This is a genomic window from Serratia sp. CY81684 (assembly GCF_052166595.1).
Classification (GTDB): domain Bacteria; phylum Pseudomonadota; class Gammaproteobacteria; order Enterobacterales; family Enterobacteriaceae; genus Serratia; species Serratia nematodiphila.
The window spans coordinates 1,078,080-1,095,857 of the sequence record NZ_JBJNOO010000001.1 but is presented as its reverse complement, the minus strand read 5'-3'; the positions used below and the strand labels follow the sequence as shown (position 1 = coordinate 1,095,857).

18 protein-coding genes are annotated in these 17,778 nt (G+C 61.3%); 5 read left to right on the top strand and 13 right to left on the bottom strand.

Going from position 1 to position 17,778, the window contains the following annotated elements; all coding sequences use genetic code 11:
- Nucleotides 1–6 precede the first annotated feature (6 nt).
- Nucleotides 7–3,150, top strand: coding sequence for a multidrug efflux RND transporter permease subunit SdeB (gene sdeB, locus ACJ8QF_RS05430; protein WP_442537340.1), 3,144 nt, complete (start codon nt 7–9; stop codon nt 3,148–3,150).
- Nucleotides 3,151–3,214: 64 nt separating this feature from the next.
- On the opposite strand, the gene ACJ8QF_RS05425 is transcribed toward sdeB, so the two are convergent.
- The 9 genes from ACJ8QF_RS05425 to hinT form a co-directional block, all read right to left on the bottom strand.
- Entirely contained in the window at nt 3,215–3,694 is a 480-nt protein-coding gene (locus ACJ8QF_RS05425) for an RrF2 family transcriptional regulator (protein ID WP_015377469.1), read from the bottom strand.
- Between the two features lie 264 nt (nt 3,695–3,958).
- Nucleotides 3,959–4,495 carry a glycine zipper 2TM domain-containing protein gene (locus ACJ8QF_RS05420; RefSeq protein ID WP_004928798.1) on the bottom strand — a complete coding sequence of 179 codons (537 nt, stop codon included), beginning with the start codon at nt 4,493–4,495 and terminating at the stop codon, nt 3,959–3,961.
- 356 nt (nt 4,496–4,851) lie between these two features.
- Nucleotides 4,852–6,156 carry an NAD(P)/FAD-dependent oxidoreductase gene (locus ACJ8QF_RS05415; RefSeq protein ID WP_004928794.1) on the bottom strand — a complete coding sequence of 435 codons (1,305 nt, stop codon included), beginning with the start codon at nt 6,154–6,156 and terminating at the stop codon, nt 4,852–4,854.
- A gap of 332 nt (nt 6,157–6,488) precedes the next feature.
- Complete coding sequence (gene ycfP / locus ACJ8QF_RS05410; RefSeq protein ID WP_015377468.1) at nt 6,489–7,031, bottom strand: alpha/beta hydrolase YcfP; 543 nt, start codon at nt 7,029–7,031, stop codon at nt 6,489–6,491.
- Between the two features lie 79 nt (nt 7,032–7,110).
- Complete coding sequence (gene nagZ, locus ACJ8QF_RS05405) at nt 7,111–8,130, bottom strand: beta-N-acetylhexosaminidase (RefSeq protein WP_286094040.1); 1,020 nt, start codon at nt 8,128–8,130, stop codon at nt 7,111–7,113.
- A gap of 37 nt (nt 8,131–8,167) precedes the next feature.
- Nucleotides 8,168–9,034: a thiamine kinase gene (thiK, locus tag ACJ8QF_RS05400; protein ID WP_442537339.1), complete on the bottom strand. Its 867-nt coding sequence runs from the start codon at nt 9,032–9,034 to the stop codon at nt 8,168–8,170.
- Complete coding sequence (gene lpoB, locus ACJ8QF_RS05395; protein ID WP_021504924.1) at nt 9,015–9,605, bottom strand: penicillin-binding protein activator LpoB; 591 nt, start codon at nt 9,603–9,605, stop codon at nt 9,015–9,017. Before lpoB ends, thiK begins: the two co-directional genes overlap by 20 nt.
- 26 nt (nt 9,606–9,631) lie before the next feature.
- Nucleotides 9,632–10,021, bottom strand: a complete 390-nt coding sequence (locus ACJ8QF_RS05390) for a YcfL family protein (RefSeq protein WP_015377465.1) — start codon at nt 10,019–10,021, stop codon at nt 9,632–9,634.
- 11 nt (nt 10,022–10,032) lie between these two features.
- A complete protein-coding gene (gene hinT / locus ACJ8QF_RS05385) occupies nt 10,033–10,383 on the bottom strand; it encodes a purine nucleoside phosphoramidase (protein ID WP_004928776.1) in 351 nt (116 codons plus the stop codon).
- A 221-nt stretch (nt 10,384–10,604) separates the two neighbouring features.
- Between hinT and ACJ8QF_RS05380 the strand changes: the two genes are divergently transcribed.
- Nucleotides 10,605–11,510, top strand: a complete 906-nt coding sequence (locus tag ACJ8QF_RS05380) for a transporter substrate-binding domain-containing protein (protein WP_160125366.1) — start codon at nt 10,605–10,607, stop codon at nt 11,508–11,510.
- Here the strand turns inward: ACJ8QF_RS05380 and ACJ8QF_RS05375 are convergent.
- The gene (locus ACJ8QF_RS05375; protein ID WP_442537338.1) at nt 11,507–11,884 is read right to left on the bottom strand and encodes a winged helix-turn-helix transcriptional regulator; all 378 of its coding nucleotides are present in this window, start codon (nt 11,882–11,884) and stop codon (nt 11,507–11,509) included. The genes ACJ8QF_RS05380 and ACJ8QF_RS05375 overlap by 4 nt on opposite strands.
- A 99-nt stretch (nt 11,885–11,983) precedes the next feature.
- On the opposite strand from ACJ8QF_RS05375, the gene ACJ8QF_RS05370 reads away from it, so the two are divergent.
- Nucleotides 11,984–12,733 carry an SDR family oxidoreductase gene (locus ACJ8QF_RS05370; RefSeq protein WP_442537337.1) on the top strand — a complete coding sequence of 250 codons (750 nt, stop codon included), beginning with the start codon at nt 11,984–11,986 and terminating at the stop codon, nt 12,731–12,733.
- A gap of 37 nt (nt 12,734–12,770) precedes the next feature.
- Here the strand turns inward: ACJ8QF_RS05370 and ACJ8QF_RS05365 are convergent, their stop codons facing one another.
- A complete protein-coding gene (locus ACJ8QF_RS05365) occupies nt 12,771–14,075 on the bottom strand; it encodes an Nramp family divalent metal transporter (protein WP_442537336.1) in 1,305 nt (434 codons plus the stop codon).
- A gap of 230 nt (nt 14,076–14,305) precedes the next feature.
- Between ACJ8QF_RS05365 and mntR the strand changes: the two genes are divergently transcribed.
- Both mntR and ACJ8QF_RS05355 read left to right on the top strand, forming a co-directional pair.
- On the top strand, nt 14,306–14,776 hold the full coding sequence (gene mntR, locus ACJ8QF_RS05360; RefSeq protein ID WP_442537335.1) for a manganese-binding transcriptional regulator MntR: 471 nt from the start codon (nt 14,306–14,308) through the stop codon (nt 14,774–14,776).
- 14 nt (nt 14,777–14,790) lie between these two features.
- Entirely contained in the window at nt 14,791–15,156 is a 366-nt protein-coding gene (locus ACJ8QF_RS05355; RefSeq protein ID WP_442537334.1) for a DUF4180 domain-containing protein, read from the top strand.
- 56 nt (nt 15,157–15,212) lie between these two features.
- On the opposite strand, the gene ptsG is transcribed toward ACJ8QF_RS05355, so the two are convergent.
- Both ptsG and ACJ8QF_RS05345 read right to left on the bottom strand, forming a co-directional pair.
- Nucleotides 15,213–16,646: a PTS glucose transporter subunit IIBC gene (gene ptsG / locus ACJ8QF_RS05350; protein ID WP_015377458.1), complete on the bottom strand. Its 1,434-nt coding sequence runs from the start codon at nt 16,644–16,646 to the stop codon at nt 15,213–15,215.
- 343 nt (nt 16,647–16,989) lie between these two features.
- On the bottom strand, nt 16,990–17,766 hold the full coding sequence (locus ACJ8QF_RS05345; protein ID WP_063919200.1) for a metal-dependent hydrolase: 777 nt from the start codon (nt 17,764–17,766) through the stop codon (nt 16,990–16,992).
- Between the last annotated feature and the right edge of the window lie 12 nt (nt 17,767–17,778).

Sequence of the window (17,778 nt, the reverse complement as noted above, 5' to 3'; positions counted from 1 at the left end):
TGACCCATGGACTTTTCCCGCTTTTTCATCGACCGGCCGATCTTCGCCGCGGTGCTGTCGATACTGATTTTTGTCGCCGGGGTGATAGCCATCCCGCTGCTGCCGATCAGCGAGTACCCGGACGTGGTGCCGCCCAGCGTGCAGGTGCGTGCAGAATACCCGGGCGCCAACCCGAAAGAGATCGCTGAAACGGTGGCCACGCCGCTGGAAGAAGCGATCAACGGCGTCGAAAACATGATGTACATGAAATCGGTCGCCGGTTCCGACGGCGTGCTGGTGACCACCGTCACCTTCCGCCCGGGCACCGATCCCGATCAGGCGCAGGTGCAGGTGCAAAACCGCGTGGCGCAGGCCGAAGCGCGCCTGCCGGAAGACGTGCGCCGCCAGGGCATCACCACCCAGAAACAGTCTCCGGCGCTGACGCTGGTGGTGCATCTGGTATCGCCTTCCGGCAAGTACGACTCGCTGTACCTGCGCAACTACGCCACCCTGAAGGTCAAGGATGAGCTGGCCCGCCTGCCGGGCGTCGGCCAGGTGCAGATCTTCGGCGCCGGCGAATATGCGATGCGCATCTGGCTCGATCCGAACAAGGTCGCCGCGCGCGGGCTGACCGCCTCCGACGTGGTGAACGCCATGCAGGAGCAGAACGTGCAGGTCTCCGCCGGCCAGCTCGGCGCGGAGCCGATGCCGACGCGCAGCGACTATCTGCTGTCGATCAACGCCCAGGGGCGCCTGCAAACCGAAGAAGAGTTCGGCAACATCATTCTCAAGAGCGGCGATAACGGCGAGATCGTGCGGCTGCGCGACGTGGCGCGCATCGAAATGGGCTCCGGCAGCTACGCGCTGCGCGCCCAGCTCAATAACAAGGATGCGGTCGGCATCGGCATCTTCCAGTCGCCGGGCGCCAACGCCATCGAGCTGTCGGACGCGGTGCGCGGCAAGATGGCCGAGCTGGCTACCCGCTTCCCGGACGGCATGAGCTGGAAGTCGCCATACGATCCGACGGTGTTCGTGCGTGATTCGATCCGCGCGGTGGTGGACACCCTGCTGGAAGCGGTGATCCTGGTGGTGCTGGTGGTCATTCTGTTCCTGCAGACCTGGCGCGCCTCGATCATTCCGCTGCTGGCGGTGCCGATCTCCGTGGTCGGCACCTTCGCCGCGCTGTATCTGCTGGGCTTCTCGCTCAACACCCTCAGCCTGTTCGGGCTGGTGCTGGCGATCGGCATCGTGGTGGATGACGCCATCGTGGTGGTAGAAAACGTCGAGCGTAATATCGAAGAGGGGCTGTCGCCGCTGGCGGCGGCGCACCAGGCGATGCGCGAGGTCTCCGGCCCGATCATCGCCATCGCCGTGGTGCTGTGTGCGGTGTTCGTGCCGATGGCGTTCCTCTCCGGCGTTACCGGCCAGTTCTACAAACAGTTCGCCGTCACCATCGCCATCTCGACGGTGATCTCCGCCATCAACTCGCTGACCCTGTCGCCGGCGCTGGCGGCGCGCTTGCTGAAGCCGCACGGCGCGCCGAAAGACCTGCCGTCGCGCCTGATCGACCGGCTGTTCGGCTGGCTGTTCCGGCCGTTCAACCGCTTCTTCGCCAGCGGTTCGCAACGCTACCAACAGGGCGTCTCCCGCGTGCTGGGCCGGCGCGGCGCAGTGTTCGTCGTCTACCTGCTGCTGCTGGCCGCCGCCGGCGTGATGTTCAAGACCGTGCCCGGCGGGTTTATCCCGACGCAGGACAAGCTGTACCTGATCGGCGGCGTGAAGATGCCGGAAGGCGCCTCGCTGGAACGCACCGATGCGGTGATCCGCAAGATGAGCGCCATCGGCCTGAGCGTGGACGGCGTCACCGATGCGGTGGCCTTCCCCGGCCTGAACGCGCTGCAGTTCACCAATACGCCGAATACCGGCACGGTGTTCTTCGCGCTGGAGTCGTTGAGCACCCGTACCCGCACCGCAGCGCAGATCAACGCCGAGATCAACGCGCGCATTTCACAGATCCAGGAAGGCTTCGCTTTCTCGATCATGCCGCCGCCGATCCTCGGCATCGGCCAGGGCTCCGGCTATTCGCTGTACGTGCAGGATCGCGGCGGGCTGGGTTACGGCGCGCTGCAGACGGCGATCAACACCCTGTCCGGCGCCATTATGCAAACGCCGGGAATGGGGTTCCCGATCTCCTCCTATCAGGCCAACGTGCCGCAGCTGGACGCCAAAATCGATCGCGACAAGGCCAAGGCGCAGGGGGTGCCGCTCAATGCGCTGTTCAGCACGCTGCAGACCTACCTCGGTTCGTCTTACATTAACGACTTCAACCGTTACGGCCGCACCTGGAAGGTGATGGCGCAGGCCGACGGCCAATTCCGCGACAGCGTGGAAGACATCGCCAACCTGCGCACCCGCAACGACAAGGGCGAAATGGTGCCGATCGGCAGTATGGTCAGCATCGGCACCACCTACGGTCCGGATCCGGTGATCCGTTACAACGGTTTCCCGGCAGCGGATCTGATCGGCGACGCCGATCCGCGCGTGCTCTCCTCTACCCAGGCGATGGGCGCGCTGACGCAGATGGCCGGCAAGCTGTTGCCGAACGGCATGAATATCCAGTGGACCGATCTGAGTTACCAGCAATCGACCCAGGGTAACGCCGCGCTGGTGGTGTTCCCGGTGGCGGTGCTGCTGGCGTTCCTCGCGCTGGCGGCGCTGTACGAAAGCTGGACGCTGCCGCTGGCGGTGATCCTGATCGTGCCGATGACCATGCTGTCGGCGCTGTTCGGCGTGTGGCTGACCGGCGGCGACAACAACGTGTTTGTGCAGGTCGGGCTGGTCGTTCTGATGGGGCTGGCCTGCAAAAACGCCATTCTGATCGTCGAGTTCGCCCGCGAACTGGAAATGCAGGGCAAAGGCATCGTCGAAGCGGCGCTGGAGGCCTGCCGCCTGCGGCTGCGGCCGATCGTGATGACCTCCATCGCCTTCATCGCCGGCACCATCCCGCTGATCCTTGGCCATGGCGCCGGCGCCGAAGTGCGCGGCGTCACCGGCATCACGGTGTTCTCCGGCATGCTGGGTGTCACCCTGTTCGGGCTGTTCCTGACGCCGGTGTTCTACGTCACCTTGCGGCGCCTGGTGGCGCGCAAAGCGCAGCCGCAGACGGCGTAATCATCATCCTGAAATGCAAAAAGGTCGGGCAATGCCCGACCTTTTTTATGCGCTCCATCCGGCATTATTTACCGGCGGCTTCAGCCTCTTGCTCGGCGGCGTATTCCGCGCAGGCGCGCTTGTCGCCACGCTCCAGCTCGGCCAGCGAGTCGGCCACGGTGTGGCGCGCCAGCACCGCGAGCGAAGCCTGCTCGGCCTCGTTCACCACCGATTTGAAATACCAGCAGGCGTTGGCGCTCACCAGGCAACGAGCCGGCACTTCAGGGCGGGAAGCCCAGATGCGCTTGTCGTCGATCACCGCCAGATAGATGTCCCGCAGGGTGATCTCTTCCGCCGGGCGGCCGAGGTGGATAGAGCCGTTTCGGCCCAGGGTGGAAACGATGATGCCGTCTTTGGTCAGCGGCACCATCAGTTTGCGGATAAAGCTGGGGTTGGCTTCCAGAGCGGCGGCGAGGGTGGCGCTCGTCGAACGCATGCCCTGCTTCTCAGCTACGGCGACGCTAAGGACCATTTGCAACGCTGTCGGAAAGCGAAAATCTAACATGTCGTTATCTCTGCGAGACGAAATACTCGGGTTTGGCCGGTGTGGCGATTGGCGCCGATAACACCGCTTAATTGCACAATAATATAACAAACGCAGGGGCTTTTTTGAAGTTTCGCCCAGCGATATCGCACGCAGACATTAGAACGATCGCAAACTTTTGGGCAGGCAGAAAACAGAAACCCGCGTCAATGTTAACGCCGCTCGCTTAACCGGGTTAAACGATCAGAACTAACACTGCCCGCGGGTTTAATTCGAATGTGGCGATCAGGCTCTGTTCAGCACCAGCTGGCCGTTTTTATCCAACGGGATTTGCGTGCCCGGATCGTGATCCATGCGTATCTTGCCCTGCTGATTGCCGATCTTGTAGGTCACGTCATAGCCCAGCATTTTCTGAGACTTGTCGTAGACCGTTTTACAACGCTGCTGAACGCTGGTGGTGACGTCGTTGTTCTGCATCGCCCCTTGCACCTGGTTGCCGGCGTAGCCGCCGCCCAGCGCGCCGACCACGGTCGCCACGTCGCGCCCGCGACCGCCGCCGAACTGGTGGCCAATCACGCCGCCCGCCACTGCGCCCAGCACAGAGCCGGCGATGCGGTTTTCATCCTGCACCGGTGCACGGTGCGTGACGGTGACGTTGCGGCATTCCTGACGCGGCGTTTTGATGGTTTCTTTAATCGGTGTGGCGGCGAGCACCTGCGCATATTGCGGACCGGCAGAAAAGACGTCCAGGCTGGCTACCGCGGCAATCCCCAGAGCGGCAGCGATACCAATTCCAACACCGGCTAACATTGACTTGTTCACAGGAAACCTCCTGAAAGTGTTACCACGCATTTTTTCCGGGGTCTGTTACCGGCTGGCACCGCGCTTATTATTTTGCGCATGGGCGGCTGGCGGTATCCCGGTTTACGGCGTGCGCGACGCGCCGTCTGTAAACGAGGTAAAGTCTGCACAATGATCTGAAGGCCCGCAATAAGACAAGGGGACCAAAAATGCGGGAAAACGGCCGTTTTCCCGTTGTTTAGGAGGAATCTTAAGAATTTTACCCATGCCAACGACGGCTTATGCAGAAGAATCAAGCAACCGCCGCCGATCGCCTCGCGCCGCCATAAAAAAACCCGCGCGGGCGAACCGGCGCGGGTTGGTCGACAAAGGCGGGATCAGTGCATCTTCAGGCGCGGACGGATCACCCGGTTAATGCCGCCCACCAGCATCATCAGGCCGGTTTTGATGTAGCCATGCAACGCTACCTGATGCATGCGGTACAGCGAGATGTAGACGAAGCGCGCGATGCGCCCTTCCACCATCATCGAACCGCGCATCAGGTTGCCCATCAGGCTGCCGACGGTGCTGAAGCGCGACAGCGACACCAGCGAGCCGTGATCTTTATACACGTAAGGCTTCAGCGTCTGGCCGTTCATCAGCGCCAGAATATTGGTGGCGCAACGCGAGGCCATCTGGTGCGCCGACTGCGCGCGCGGCGGCACGAAACCGCCGCCCTCTTTCGGACAGGAAGCGCAGTCGCCGATGGCGAAGATGTTCGGATCGCGCGTGGTCTGCAGCGTCGGCTCTACCACCAGCTGGTTGATGCGGTTGGTTTCCAGGCCGCCGATGTCCTTCATAAAGTCCGGCGCCTTGATGCCGGCCGCCCACACCATCAGATCGGCGTCGATGAATTCGCCGCCCTTGGTGTTCAGGCCTTTGGCGTCCGCGCTGGTCACCATGGTGTTGGTCAGCACGCGCACGCCCAGTTTGATCAGCTCCTGGTGCGCGGCGGCGGAAATGCGCGGCGGCAGCGCCGGCAGGATGCGCTCGCCGGCTTCCACCAGCGTCACGTTGAGCGCGCTGTTGTCCAGGCCTTCAAAGCCGTAGCTGTGCAACTGCTTCACCGCGTTGTGCAGTTCGGCGGACAGTTCAACGCCGGTGGCGCCGCCGCCGACGATAGCGATGTTGACCCGCTCTTTTTGCCCCGGCTGCGCCGAGAACTTCAGGAACAGGTTGAGCATTTCGTTGTGGAAACGACGTGCCTGATGGGGGTTATCCAGGAAGATGCAGTGCTCTTTCACGCCTGGCGTACCGAAATCGTTCGAGGTGCTGCCCAGCGCCATCACCAGAATGTCGTACGGCAATTCGCGCGCCGGCACCAGCTCGCCGCCCTGCTCGTCGCAGATCTGCGCCAGCTGCAGCGTTTGCGTCTCACGGTTGATGTTGGTCAACGACCCCAGCTGGAAGCTGAAATGGTGATTGCGCGCGTGCGCCAGGTAGCTGAGCGCATCTACGCCGTCATCGAGGGAACCGGTCGCCACTTCGTGCAACAGCGGTTTCCACAAATGGCTGTGGTTGCGATCAACCAACGTGATCTCGGCTTTGTTCTTGCGGCCAAGTTTATGGCCCAGGCTGGTCGCCAGCTCCAGACCACCGGCGCCGCCGCCAACAATAACGATTTTCTTCTTTGGCGTTGTCAAAATAACCCCCTAAATGTGAACCATTTGTTATCCCAGGGTAAATAAATAATATCCTTAGAATACATAGGGTTCGCTTAAAATAAATCGGCTCTCTGCAGCCAGAATAGCATGTGAGGTTATTTGGTCATACCAAAATTGACGTACATCAAATTTTTTTGGTTAAAGGCTGGACGCGGGGATTTTTTGGGGATTGTGATTCAAATAGTTAGCGCTGAGTCACAGTTTTAAATTTTGCCGATTGCCACACAGAATCTTGCTTTGACGTACAAAAAAGCCGCACTTTCCGCCGGTGAAAAACGGGGCGCGCGGCTCGCGGCAGCGTTATGAAACTGTTAACCCAGCGCCTTGAACGCCTTGAGCCGCTGCAGATGCGGAGAGATGTTTTTGAACTTGTGCGTCTGCTGTTCATCCCACACGATCTCGTAGTAGTGATGCAGCAATTCGGCGCTGCGCCGGTTATCCAGCACCTCGTCGTGGCGCGACAGCACCACCAGACAGCGATCGCGGTTTTTCTCGCGGAAATCCTCCACGCACTTGGTGGCAATATCGCGATACTCTTCCGGCCGGTCTATCTTGCCGTGCATGTGCTCTTCCGGGTACAGGTTGGGATTGAACATCGCCTGGCGAATGCCGCACAGGAAGCCGATGCGCTCCGCCCAGAAGCCGCCGAGGCCAACCCCGCAGATCAACGGGTGCGCATCGCCGCCCTGCTGCACCGCCTTGTCCACCTCTTTCAACAGATGCTGCATGTCGTGACGCGGATGCAGCGTGCTGTAGCTGATAAAGCGCACGTCCGGATCGATAAACTGCAGCTGTAATACCTTTTCATGATTGCCGGGACTGGTGGAATCGAAGCCGTGCAAATAGATAATCATGTGGATCCTCGCAACAAGCCAAGGGCCGCGGGCGCGGCCCTCATCATTTCCGCTCTGCGCCGCGATGCGGCACCTGGATTCACCCTTGCGAACGCTGCTTGTGCTCCTCCCAACGCTCGCTCAACGCGCTGAGCGCTTTGTGCGCCTGCTGCCAGCGCTCGGAGTCGCGCAGTTCCTGACGGGTGAACTGACCGCGATGATATAACCGCTTCACCTTCTCTGCTTTGACCGGGGACAGGTTATCCAACACGCTGACCGCACCGGCGCGGTTGTTGCACACCAGGATCATGTCGCATCCGGCATCCAGCGCCGCCTGGCCGCGCTCGGCGTAGCTGCCCATGATGGCGGCGCCTTCCATCGACAGATCGTCGGAGAAGATCACGCCGTCGAAGCCCAGCTCCTGACGCAGGATCTGCTGCAGCCAGTAAGGCGAGCCGCTGGCCGGACGCGGGTCCGCTTCAGTATAGATGACGTGGGCCGGCATGACGGCGTCCAGCAGCTGGCGGTTGATCAGCTCGCGGAAGATCGCCATGTCGTGCTCGCGGATCTGCGCCAGCGGCCGCGGATCGCGCGGGGTTTCCTTGTGCGAATCGGCGCTGACGGCGCCGTGCCCCGGGAAGTGTTTGCCGGTGGTTTTCATGCCGGCGCTGTGCATGCCGAGGATAAAGCGCTCCGCCATCGCCAGCGCCTGCGGCGGATCGCTGTGGAACGAACGCTCGCCGATCGCCGCGCTGCCGTGGCCGATGTCCAGCACCGGCGCGAAGCTGATGTCGATATCCAGCGCGATCATCTCCGCCGCCATCAGCCAGCCGGCCTCCTGCGCCAGACGGCCGCCTTCCTGCGCATCGTGCAACGCGGCGAACGACTGCGCCGCCGGCAAACGGGTGAAACCCTCGCGGAAGCGCTGCACGCGCCCGCCCTCTTGGTCTACCGCCACCACCAGCCGATCGTGCGAGGCGGCGCGGATCTGGCGCACCAGCTCACGCAGTTGCTCCGCATCGTGGAAGTTACGGGTAAACAGGATCAATCCGCCAACCAGCGGGTGTTTCAAAATCTCGCGTTCTTCTGCATCCAGCTCGTAGCCGGCGACATCTAGCATTACTGGGCCCACGGGCACCTCACTTCATTTTGTTCGTTCAGAATTCGGATGATGATAAACAGAATCGCCGGCGCACCGCAGCGCCCCAGCGCAAAAATTCAACGTCGCCGCTCTGCTGCCAGCGCACTTCAAACCACAGCAGCATCAGATAATCCACCCACGGCAGCCAACGGCGCACCTGCGCCTGCAACCGGGCGACGTCGCGATAGCCCTGATACGCGTAGTGCTGCAAAAAGCGCTGCTGCTGTTCGCCCGACCAGCCGTTGCTGCGAAACAGCGCGGCGATATCCAGCGCTATGTCGCCGTCGGCGGCATACTCCCAGTCGATCAGCCGCAGCTCTTCGCCCGTGGTGAGCAGATTGCCCGGATGGATATCCATGTGCAGCGGCGCCAGGCGCAGCGGCCGTGGCAAGGCGCTGCGTAAAAAATGACGCTGCAGGCGCAGCCAGGCGGGGGTTAAACGCCGCGTATCCAGCTGCTGCCAGTAGCGGAGGAATTGCCGCCGCAGATCCAGCCGGTAACCGCTGAGCGGCCGCCGATGCAGCGTCGCCACCATCGCCGCCAGCTCGCCGCGCTGATTCAGCGCGTCAAATTCGGCATTTGTGACGACGTCACCTTCAAGCCATTCAAGGATAAGCCACTGATTATTCTGCGCGAAAACCCGTGGCCCCAGCCCCGGCGCACAGCGACGCAGAACCTGCGCTTCCCGCCTCCTGCTCACGCCCAGCGCGCGTTTCTCCGCGCTATGTTGCCGCGCCAGCAGCGTGACGCCCGAGCCGTCGATGCGCCAGCTCTCGCCAGTCAGCCCCTGCACCGGGCTGAAATGACAACCGGCGGTATTCACCGCCGGCAGTCTGGTTTCCATCAATCGTCGCAGCGCGGCCTCAGCGTTTAACGGCGCCATTGCCCGACCAGACGATCTCGCCGGTTTGCACCAGCATCAGCTGCATATCCAGCGCCGGTGACTTCACGTCGCCGCTGACATCGCTGTACAGCACGTACTGCGCGCCGACGATGCGCGCCAGGCCAATCGCCTTACTGCGCGAGCCGAAGCTGTCATCCGCCGACAGGCCCAGCGTTTGTCTGGCGCTGGTCAGCTTCGCTTCCGGCACCACGCTGAAAGTGGAGTTCGACGCCAACGCCTTATACAGTGCCGCGGTGGCTTTGCCCATCTGCAGCGAGCCGTTGGTGTTGTTCTTGACGCTGTCCAGCAGCAGCACGCTGCCGGCCGTGACGCCATCGGCCTTCAACATCTGCCCCACCAGCGGTTGAACGCTGCCCAGCCAGTCGAGCTGCTGGATTTTCGGCGGCTGCGGCACCGGCTCGGTAGTTGGCGGCTGCGGCTGCTCCACCGGCGGCGTCGGCTGATCCGGCTCGACGGTGACCGGCGGCAACGGTTGTTCCGGCTCAGGCGGGCGCGACAGACAGCCGCTCAGGGTTAATGCGGCCAGCGCCACTAAGACGTACTTTTTCATGCTTTTTCTCCAAACCTGGCAAGCGCTTACAGGTACAGATACAGACGCGCGCTTTTAGCGTCCAGATTGCCGTTAATCGAGTAGATTTTGGCGTCCGAGTCGGGCGCCACCACGATCTCACGCGGTTTCTCGAAGGGGCGAATATCCAGCCCCTGCGCGTCGTACCAATAGAAACGGTAATGTACGGTGACCGGCGTCGGCTGACTGTTATTGAGCACCGAGGTTGCCATCACCCGCCCGGAAGCGTTCGAAATCGAGGGCGTATCGGCCAGAATTCCGGCGGTCAGCACCGAGGGATCCATCACCACCGTCTGCCCTTGGTTGACCGCGATGCCGGGCGGTGAGCTGCATCCCATCAACAACGCGGCGGGCAGCGCCAACGCCATCAGACCACGCAGAGTTTTTTTACCGCGCATGATTTCCTCGCTTAACGTGACAGCAGCGGCCCCAGCGAGCGGCCACCGACCAGGTGCATATGAATATGATAGACCTCCTGACCGGCGTGGCGGTTGCAGTTGACGATCAGGCGGTAGCCGTCCTCGGCGATGCCTTCCTGTTCGGCGATTTTCGCCGCGGCGGTGATCATGCGGCCCAGCGCGGCTTCGTGCTCCACGGTCACGTCGTTGACGGTTGGGATCAGCACGTTGGGAACGATCAGCACATGGGTGGGCGCCTGGGGGGAGATGTCACGGAAAGCGGTCACCAGTTCATCCTGGTAAACCACATCAGCAGGGATTTCGCGGCGGATAATTTTACTGAAAATCGTTTCTTCGGCCATCTGGCGTTCCTTGTTTTACACAATTAGCTGTACGCAGTATGAGTGACAAATTCTACTGCTTTCAACCTGATTGCGCACTTTCCACGTCGAGTGCTGCAGATTCGCGCAGCCCGGCCCCCCGCTTGTGCATCTTTTCACTTTGGTTATTCACTATTGTTGCTTTACTTGCCCCGCGCCGCCGCCAATAGTAACTCCATGATTAACAAAGGATAGAGAGCGTTATGTTACCGAGAATTTCGGCGCTGTGCGCGCTGTTGCTGAGCGCCGCCGTGCAGGCGGCCACGACGGGCGGTATCGACCTGCAGGCTAACCGACAGCCGATACACGCAGAGAAGAATCCCGCCGCTATCGCGCTGATCCCGGCGAACTTTCACTTCGCGGTGCCAGGCAAGCTGACGGTAGCGGTGGCATTCGAGAACTCCCCGCCGCTGGCGCTGTTCGCCGAAGACAATAAAACGCTGATCGGCAGCGATCCGGACATCGCCCGCCTGGTGGCCGATAGCCTCGGACTGGAGCTGAATCTGGTGCCCACCTCCTGGGAAGATTGGCCGCTGGGCATCAGCACGGGCAAATACGATGCGGCAATCTTCAACATCGCCGTCACCAAACAGCGTAAAACCAAATTCGACTTCGCCACTTACCGAGTGGACACGCTGGGCTTTTACGTCAAATCCACCAGCCACATCACCGCGATCAACCGGCCGCAGGACGTCGCCGGTCTGCGGATCATCGTCGGATCCGGCACCAATCAGGAAAACATTCTGCTGGGATGGGATAAGCAGAATCGCGCCGCCGGGCTGCCACCGGTACAGCCGATCTACGTGACCGACGACGCCGCCACCAACCTGAGCATTCAGTCCGGGCGCGCCGATGCGTTCTTCGGCCCCCACTCCACCGGTGCCTACAAGGCGGCGCTGACCGGCAAAACCAAAATGGTCGGCATCGGCCCCAGCGTGGCCTATGTCGCGGTCACCACCAAAAAAGGCAACGGGCTGGTGAACGCCGTCAACGCCGCGATCAATGGCGCGATCGTCAGCGGCGAATATGCGCAGGTGCTGGAACGCTGGGGCGAAGGCGACGAAAAGGTCGAGCGTTCCACCATCAACCCGCCGGGCATCGGCGACTAGTCGCCGATCAGCTGCGGCGCATGCCGACGCATCCACTCGGCCAGCGAGTCCAGCGTTGGCCGCAGCGATTTGCCCAGCGCGGTGACCTGATACTCTACCCGCGGCGGCACTTCGGGAAACACCTGCCGCGTCACCAGGCCGCGCTGTTCGAACAGCCGCAGCTGGCGCGTCAGCTCTTTCTGCGCAATGGGCGCCACCGCCCGCTGCAGCTCGCTGAATCGCACCGGGCTGTCGATCATGATCAGCCGGTACAAGATCGGTATCGCCCATTTACCCGACACCAGATTGACAAAGTCCACCATCGGACAGGGTTCGCCCGCCGTCGGCAACGCCGCCAAATTATTTTCCGCCGCTAAGGGCGCTTGCGCCGTCATTTCATCCCTCCTCGTCCTTTAGTATCCAAAAGGTGCCTACTATGCAAAAGGAACTATAGCGCAAATAATGCCGCAACAGACGCTAAAGAGGAATCGGTTATGTCACGACTGCAAGGCAAATACGCATTGATTACCGGCGGCACCAGCGGCATCGGGCTGGAAACCGCCCGCCAGTTCATCGCCGAGGGCGCTTTGGTTGCGATCACCGGCCGCAGCCAACGCGCCCTGGACGCGGCGGGCCAGGCATTGGCGGACAAGGCGCTGTTGCTGCTGAGCGACGCCGGCGACATCCCACAGCAGCGCGCGCTGGCGCAGCAGTTGGAGCAGCGGTGGCCGCGGCTGGACGTGCTGTACATCAACGCCGGCGACGTCACGCACCGCCCGCTGCAGGAGTGGGATGAGCAAAGCTATCAGCGGCTGATGGACATCAACCTGAAGGGGCCGTTCTTTCTGATCCAGGCGCTGCTGCCGCTGCTGGCCAACCCTTCTTCGGTGATCCTGTGCGGTTCGGTCAGCGCCCATATCGGCCTGCCGCAGAGCAGCGCCTACGCCGCCAGCAAAGCCGGTTTGTTATCGCTGGCCAGAACGCTCTCCGGCGAGCTGCACACGCGCGGCATTCGCGTCAACAGCCTCAGCCCCGGACCGACCGAAACCCCGGCATTGGGTAAACTGGGGTTGGCGGAAGCGGACGAGCGGGCCTTGCGCGACGATATCCGCGCGCTGGTGCCGATCGGCCGCATGGGCAGCGCGCTGGAGCTGGCCAAAGCGGCGGTGTTTCTGGCGGCGGACGAGTCGGCCTTTATGGTTGGTGCCGAGCTGCAAATGGACGGCGGCGTGGGGAATTTATAATTTAGCGACGCGGCCGCGCCCCGCGCGGCCCGCAAGATCACCCCAATCCAGGGATATCGACGCCAAAAGTCTGCAGCAGCAACACCACGTTGAGCAGCACGATCACCACCGTGCCGACCACCGCCGCCAGGCTGGTCCAGCGGCCGTTGGCGAACTCGCCCATGATGTCGCGGCGGCGGGTGAACATCACCAGCGCGATCATCGGCGCCGGCAGCGCCAGGCTCAGCACCACCTGGCTGTAGACCAACGCGTCGGTGGCGTTGACGCCCATCGCCACCACGATAAACGCCGGCACCATGGTCACCAGGCGGCGCACCCACACCGGGATGCGGAAGCCGACAAAGCCCTGCATGATCATCTGCCCGGCCATGGTGCCCACCACCGAGCTGGAAATGCCGGAGGCGATCAGCGAAGCCAGGAAGATGCCGGCCGCCGCCGCGCCGAACAGTGGCGTCAGCGTATGGTAGGCAGTGCCGATTTCGGCCACGTCGCTGTTACCGGCGTGGAAGGCGCTCGAGGCCATGATCACCATCGCAATATTCACCAGCCCGGCAAGCGCCAGCGCGATCACCACTTCAATATTGGAAAAACGCAGCAGCTTGCGCCGCTCGCCGTTGTCGCTGGCGGGGCTGCGGTGCTGAGTCAATCCCGAGTGCAGGAAAATGGCGTGCGGCATCACGGTGGCGCCGATAATGCCGACGGCGATGGTCAGCGCCTGGGCATCCGGCAACTGCGGCGTCACCATGCCGAGGCCGGCCGCCTGCCAGTCCACCGGCACGATGAACATCTCCACCAGGTAGCACAGCGCGATGATGCCCACCAGGCAGCCAATCATCAGCTCGACCGGGCGGAAACCTTTCTTTTCCACCATCAACAGCGCATAAGTGATCACCGCCGTCACCCCCATCCCCGCCAGCAGCGGCATGTGGAACAGCAGCGCCAGCGCGATCGCCCCGCCGAGAAACTCCGCCAGATCGGTGGCCATCGCCGCCACTTCGCTGAGCAGCCACATGCCGATCACCACCGGCCGTGAGAACTGGTCGCGGCACATCTCCGCCAGATTGCGGTTGGTGACGATGCCCAGTTTGGCCGACAGCGCCTGAAACAGCATGGCGATCAGGTTGGCCATCACCACCACCCATAGCAGGCTGTAACCGTACTTCGCCCCGGCCTGAATGTTGGTGGCGAAATTACCGGGATCCATATAGGCGATAGAGGCAATCACCGCCGGGCCGGCGAACAGCAACGGCGTGAAGGCGCCGCGCTTGCGTCCGGCAAGGGCGGCGCCAATCGCGATGTTGGTTCGTTCGGTTAACGATGAGGGGGTTGCCGCGTCTCGCATGAAGTACCCTTAATCTTTTGCTGGTTATTTTCCCACCGGTCATGCTGACAATGTAGCATCGGCTACACTTTATGCAACAGGCGAAATTCATTGGCTTTGTGTAGAGATATTTCTAACTACCACAATGCATGGCATCGAATTGATAATGTGTGCTATTTGGACTAACTTAGGGCAACCCTCCCCGCATTGCCGGGAGACGCCATTTTTATGCTTACAGGACGCCCCACGCTATGGTTACCCGCGCGCCAGATAACGCCGAACGCCCCGCCCTGACCGATATGCCGGACGAGGCCGAGCACGCCCTGCGTTTTAGCCGCGCCCGCGAAGCGCAGTCCAATGCGCTGATCGAAGATTACGTTGAGCTGATCGCCGATTTGCTGCAAAGCACCCGCGAAGCCAGAACCACCGATATCGCGCGCCGCTTCGGCGTGTCTCACCCGACGGCGATCAAAAATATCGCGCGGCTCAAAAGCGCCGGGCTGGTGGAGTCGCGCCCTTATCGCGGGGTGTTTTTAACCGAGGAAGGCGAACAGCTGGCGCAGAAGGTGCGCCGCCGTCACCGCATCGTGGTCGATCTGCTGATGTGCCTCGGGGTGCCGAACGAAACCGCCGAGCTGGACAGCGAAGGGATTGAACACCATATCTCGGACGAAACGCTGGCGGTGTTCGAGCACTACCTGCAGCAGCACGCCAAACCCTGAGCCCCGGAGCGCCGATGAGCTACGCCGTGCAGCAAGTCTACGATCTGCGCCTGGTGGTATTCGCCGAAGCCGGGCCGATGCTGAAAGATGAAAATGACGTCAGCCTGTTTATCGCGCCCGCCTTTGAACACGAGGCCGGGATGATTGCCCTCCCCATCAGCCGCCTCGACGCCGCCTTCTTCCAACTGAGGAGCGGCGTGGCCGGCACCGTATTGCAGAAATTCATCAACTACCGCCTGCGTGTGACGCTGCTGGGCGATATCACTCCCTGGCTGGCACAAAGCAACGCGCTGCAAGATTTTGTGCGTGAAGCCAATCGCGGCGAACAGGTCTGGTTCCTCCCTTCTCTCGCCGAGCTCGAACAGCGCCTTGGCGCCTGACGGCAGGCAATAAAAAAGGGAGGCTTTCGCCTCCCTTTGCAACTCCCCTGCCTGAATCAGTGATTACGGATGTATTCGTCCATATCGGTTTTCAGGTTGTCGGACTTGGTGCCGAAGATGGCCTGCACGCCGGAGCCAGCGACGACTACGCCGGCTGCGCCCAGTTTCTTCAGGCCCGCCTGGTCAACTTTGGACACGTCGGCCACGCTGACGCGCAGACGGGTGATGCAAGCATCCAGGTTAGTGATGTTTTCTTTGCCGCCGAAGGCCTGAACCAGCGCCGCGGACATTTCGGAACCGCCCTGCGCAGACTGCTCGGCAGCGGTGTCTTCACGGCCCGGCGTTTTCAGATCCAGCTTGGCGATCAGCACGCGGAAGATGGTGTAGTACACCAGACCGTAGACGATACCGACGATTGGGAACAGCCAGATTTTGCTGCTGTTGCCGCTCAGTACGATAAAGTCGATCAGGCCGTGTGAGAAGCTGGTACCGTCACGCATGCCCAACAGGATGCAGATTGGGAACGCCAGGCCGGCCAGGATAGCGTGGATCACGTACAGGATCGGCGCGACGAACATGAAGGAGAACTCGATCGGCTCGGTGATACCGGTCAGGAACGAGGTCAGCGCGGCGGAGATCATGATGCCGCCGACTTTCGCGCGGTTTTCCGGCTTGGCCGAGTGCCAGATGGCGATGGCCGCAGCAGGCAGACCGTACATTTTGAACAGGAAGCCGCCGGACAGTTTGCCCGCGGTTGGGTCACCCGCCATGTAACGAGGGATGTCGCCATGGAACACCTGGCCCGCCGCGTTGGTGAATTCACCAATTTGCATCTGGAACGGTACGTTCCAGATGTGGTGCAGACCGAACGGCACCAGAGCACGCTCAACCACGCCGTAAATACCGAAGGCTACAACCGGGTTCTGGTAAGCCGCCCACTGCGAGAAGGTCTGGATAGCCGTACCGATCGGCGGCCAGATGAAGGACAGCACTACGCCCAGAACGATCGCCGCCAGACCGGAAATGATCGGCACGAAACGCTTACCGGCAAAGAAGCCCAGGTATTCCGGCAGTTGAATGCGGAAGAAGCGGTTGAACATATAGGCCGCGATGGCGCCGGAGATAATCCCCCCGAGCACACCGGTATCCGCCAGGTGTTTGGCCGCAATCTCTTCAGCCGGCAGGTGCAGCACCAGCGGCGCAACCACCGCCATGGTTTTCACCATGATGCCGTAGGCCACTACCGCCGCCAGCGCGGAAACGCCGTCGTTGTTGGTGAAGCCCAAGGCGACGCCGATGGCGAAAATCAGCGGCATGTTGGCGAAGACCGAACCGCCCGCTTCCGCCATCACGTGGGAGACTACCGCAGGTAGCCAGCTAAAGTTGGCGGAGCCGACGCCCAGCAGGATACCTGCGATAGGCAACACGGACACCGGCAGCATGAGCGATTTACCTACTTTTTGCAGGTTTGCAAATGCGTTCTTGAACATAGTTGAGTGTGCTCCTGAGTAATAATGCTTTGCTACTTCTTGTCGCGATACGTCGCGCTGCAAGGGGGGGAGAAAAACCCCTGCAATTCAGGGTGTCTGAGCACCCCTTGAATTTATTACGCAGAGTAAAATAAATAGCCTGCGCAATGTTTGATGACAATCACGTTTCGATGATCGAGCCGCGGCAACTTTGCATAAACCGGCGTTTTTTTGGCAAAAGAGAACAAAAAACGTGCACCAACCACCTTGAAACGGGAGGGAACCTTACCCGTTTCAGTGATTAATTACGAGCTTAAAAAAAATTACGCAGACAATGACCTACAGCTATAGCCTAGGTCAAAGATCACAGATCGAGGTGAAATAAGCGTGAAAAGTTGGCGGTGGTGGCTTCGGCCAGCTGTTCCAGGCTAACGCCCTTCAATACCGCCATGTATTCAGCCACATCGCGCACATAGGCGGGTTGGTTTTCTTTGCCGCGATGCGGCACCGGTGCCAGGTAAGGCGAGTCGGTTTCCACCAGAATGCGATCCAGCGGCACGTAACGTGCCACTTCGCGCAGCTGTTCGGCATTGCGGAAGGTGACGATGCCCGAGAAAGAGATGTAGAAGCCCAGATCCAGCAAGGCTTCGGCCGTGGCCAGATCTTCGGTGAAGCAGTGCAGCACGCCGCCGCAGTCCTGTGCATTCTCTTCACGCAGGATCGCCAGCGTGTCCGCGCGCGCGTCGCGGGTGTGGACGATCACCGGCTTGTTCAGATCCCGGCCGATGCGGATATGCTCGCGGAAAGAGTCCTGCTGCAGCTCAAGGTTATCCTTCTGGTAGAAGTAATCGAGCCCGGTCTCCCCCAGCGCCACCACCTGCTCCGCCGCCGCCAGGCGGCGCAGCTCGGCGTAATCATAGCCTTCTTCCAGGTTGAGCGGATGCACCCCGCAGGAGAAGGCCACATCGTCGCGCTGGCCGATCAATTCGGTCATGGAGCGGTAGCCCGGCAGCGTGGTGGCGACCGCCAGCACATAGCCGACGTCGCGAGCTTTGGCCTTGGCCAGTGCATCGTCCACATTCTGGTGCAGCGTTTGATAATCCAGGCCGTCAAGGTGGCAATGAGAATCGACTAACAACATAATTTTTAACTC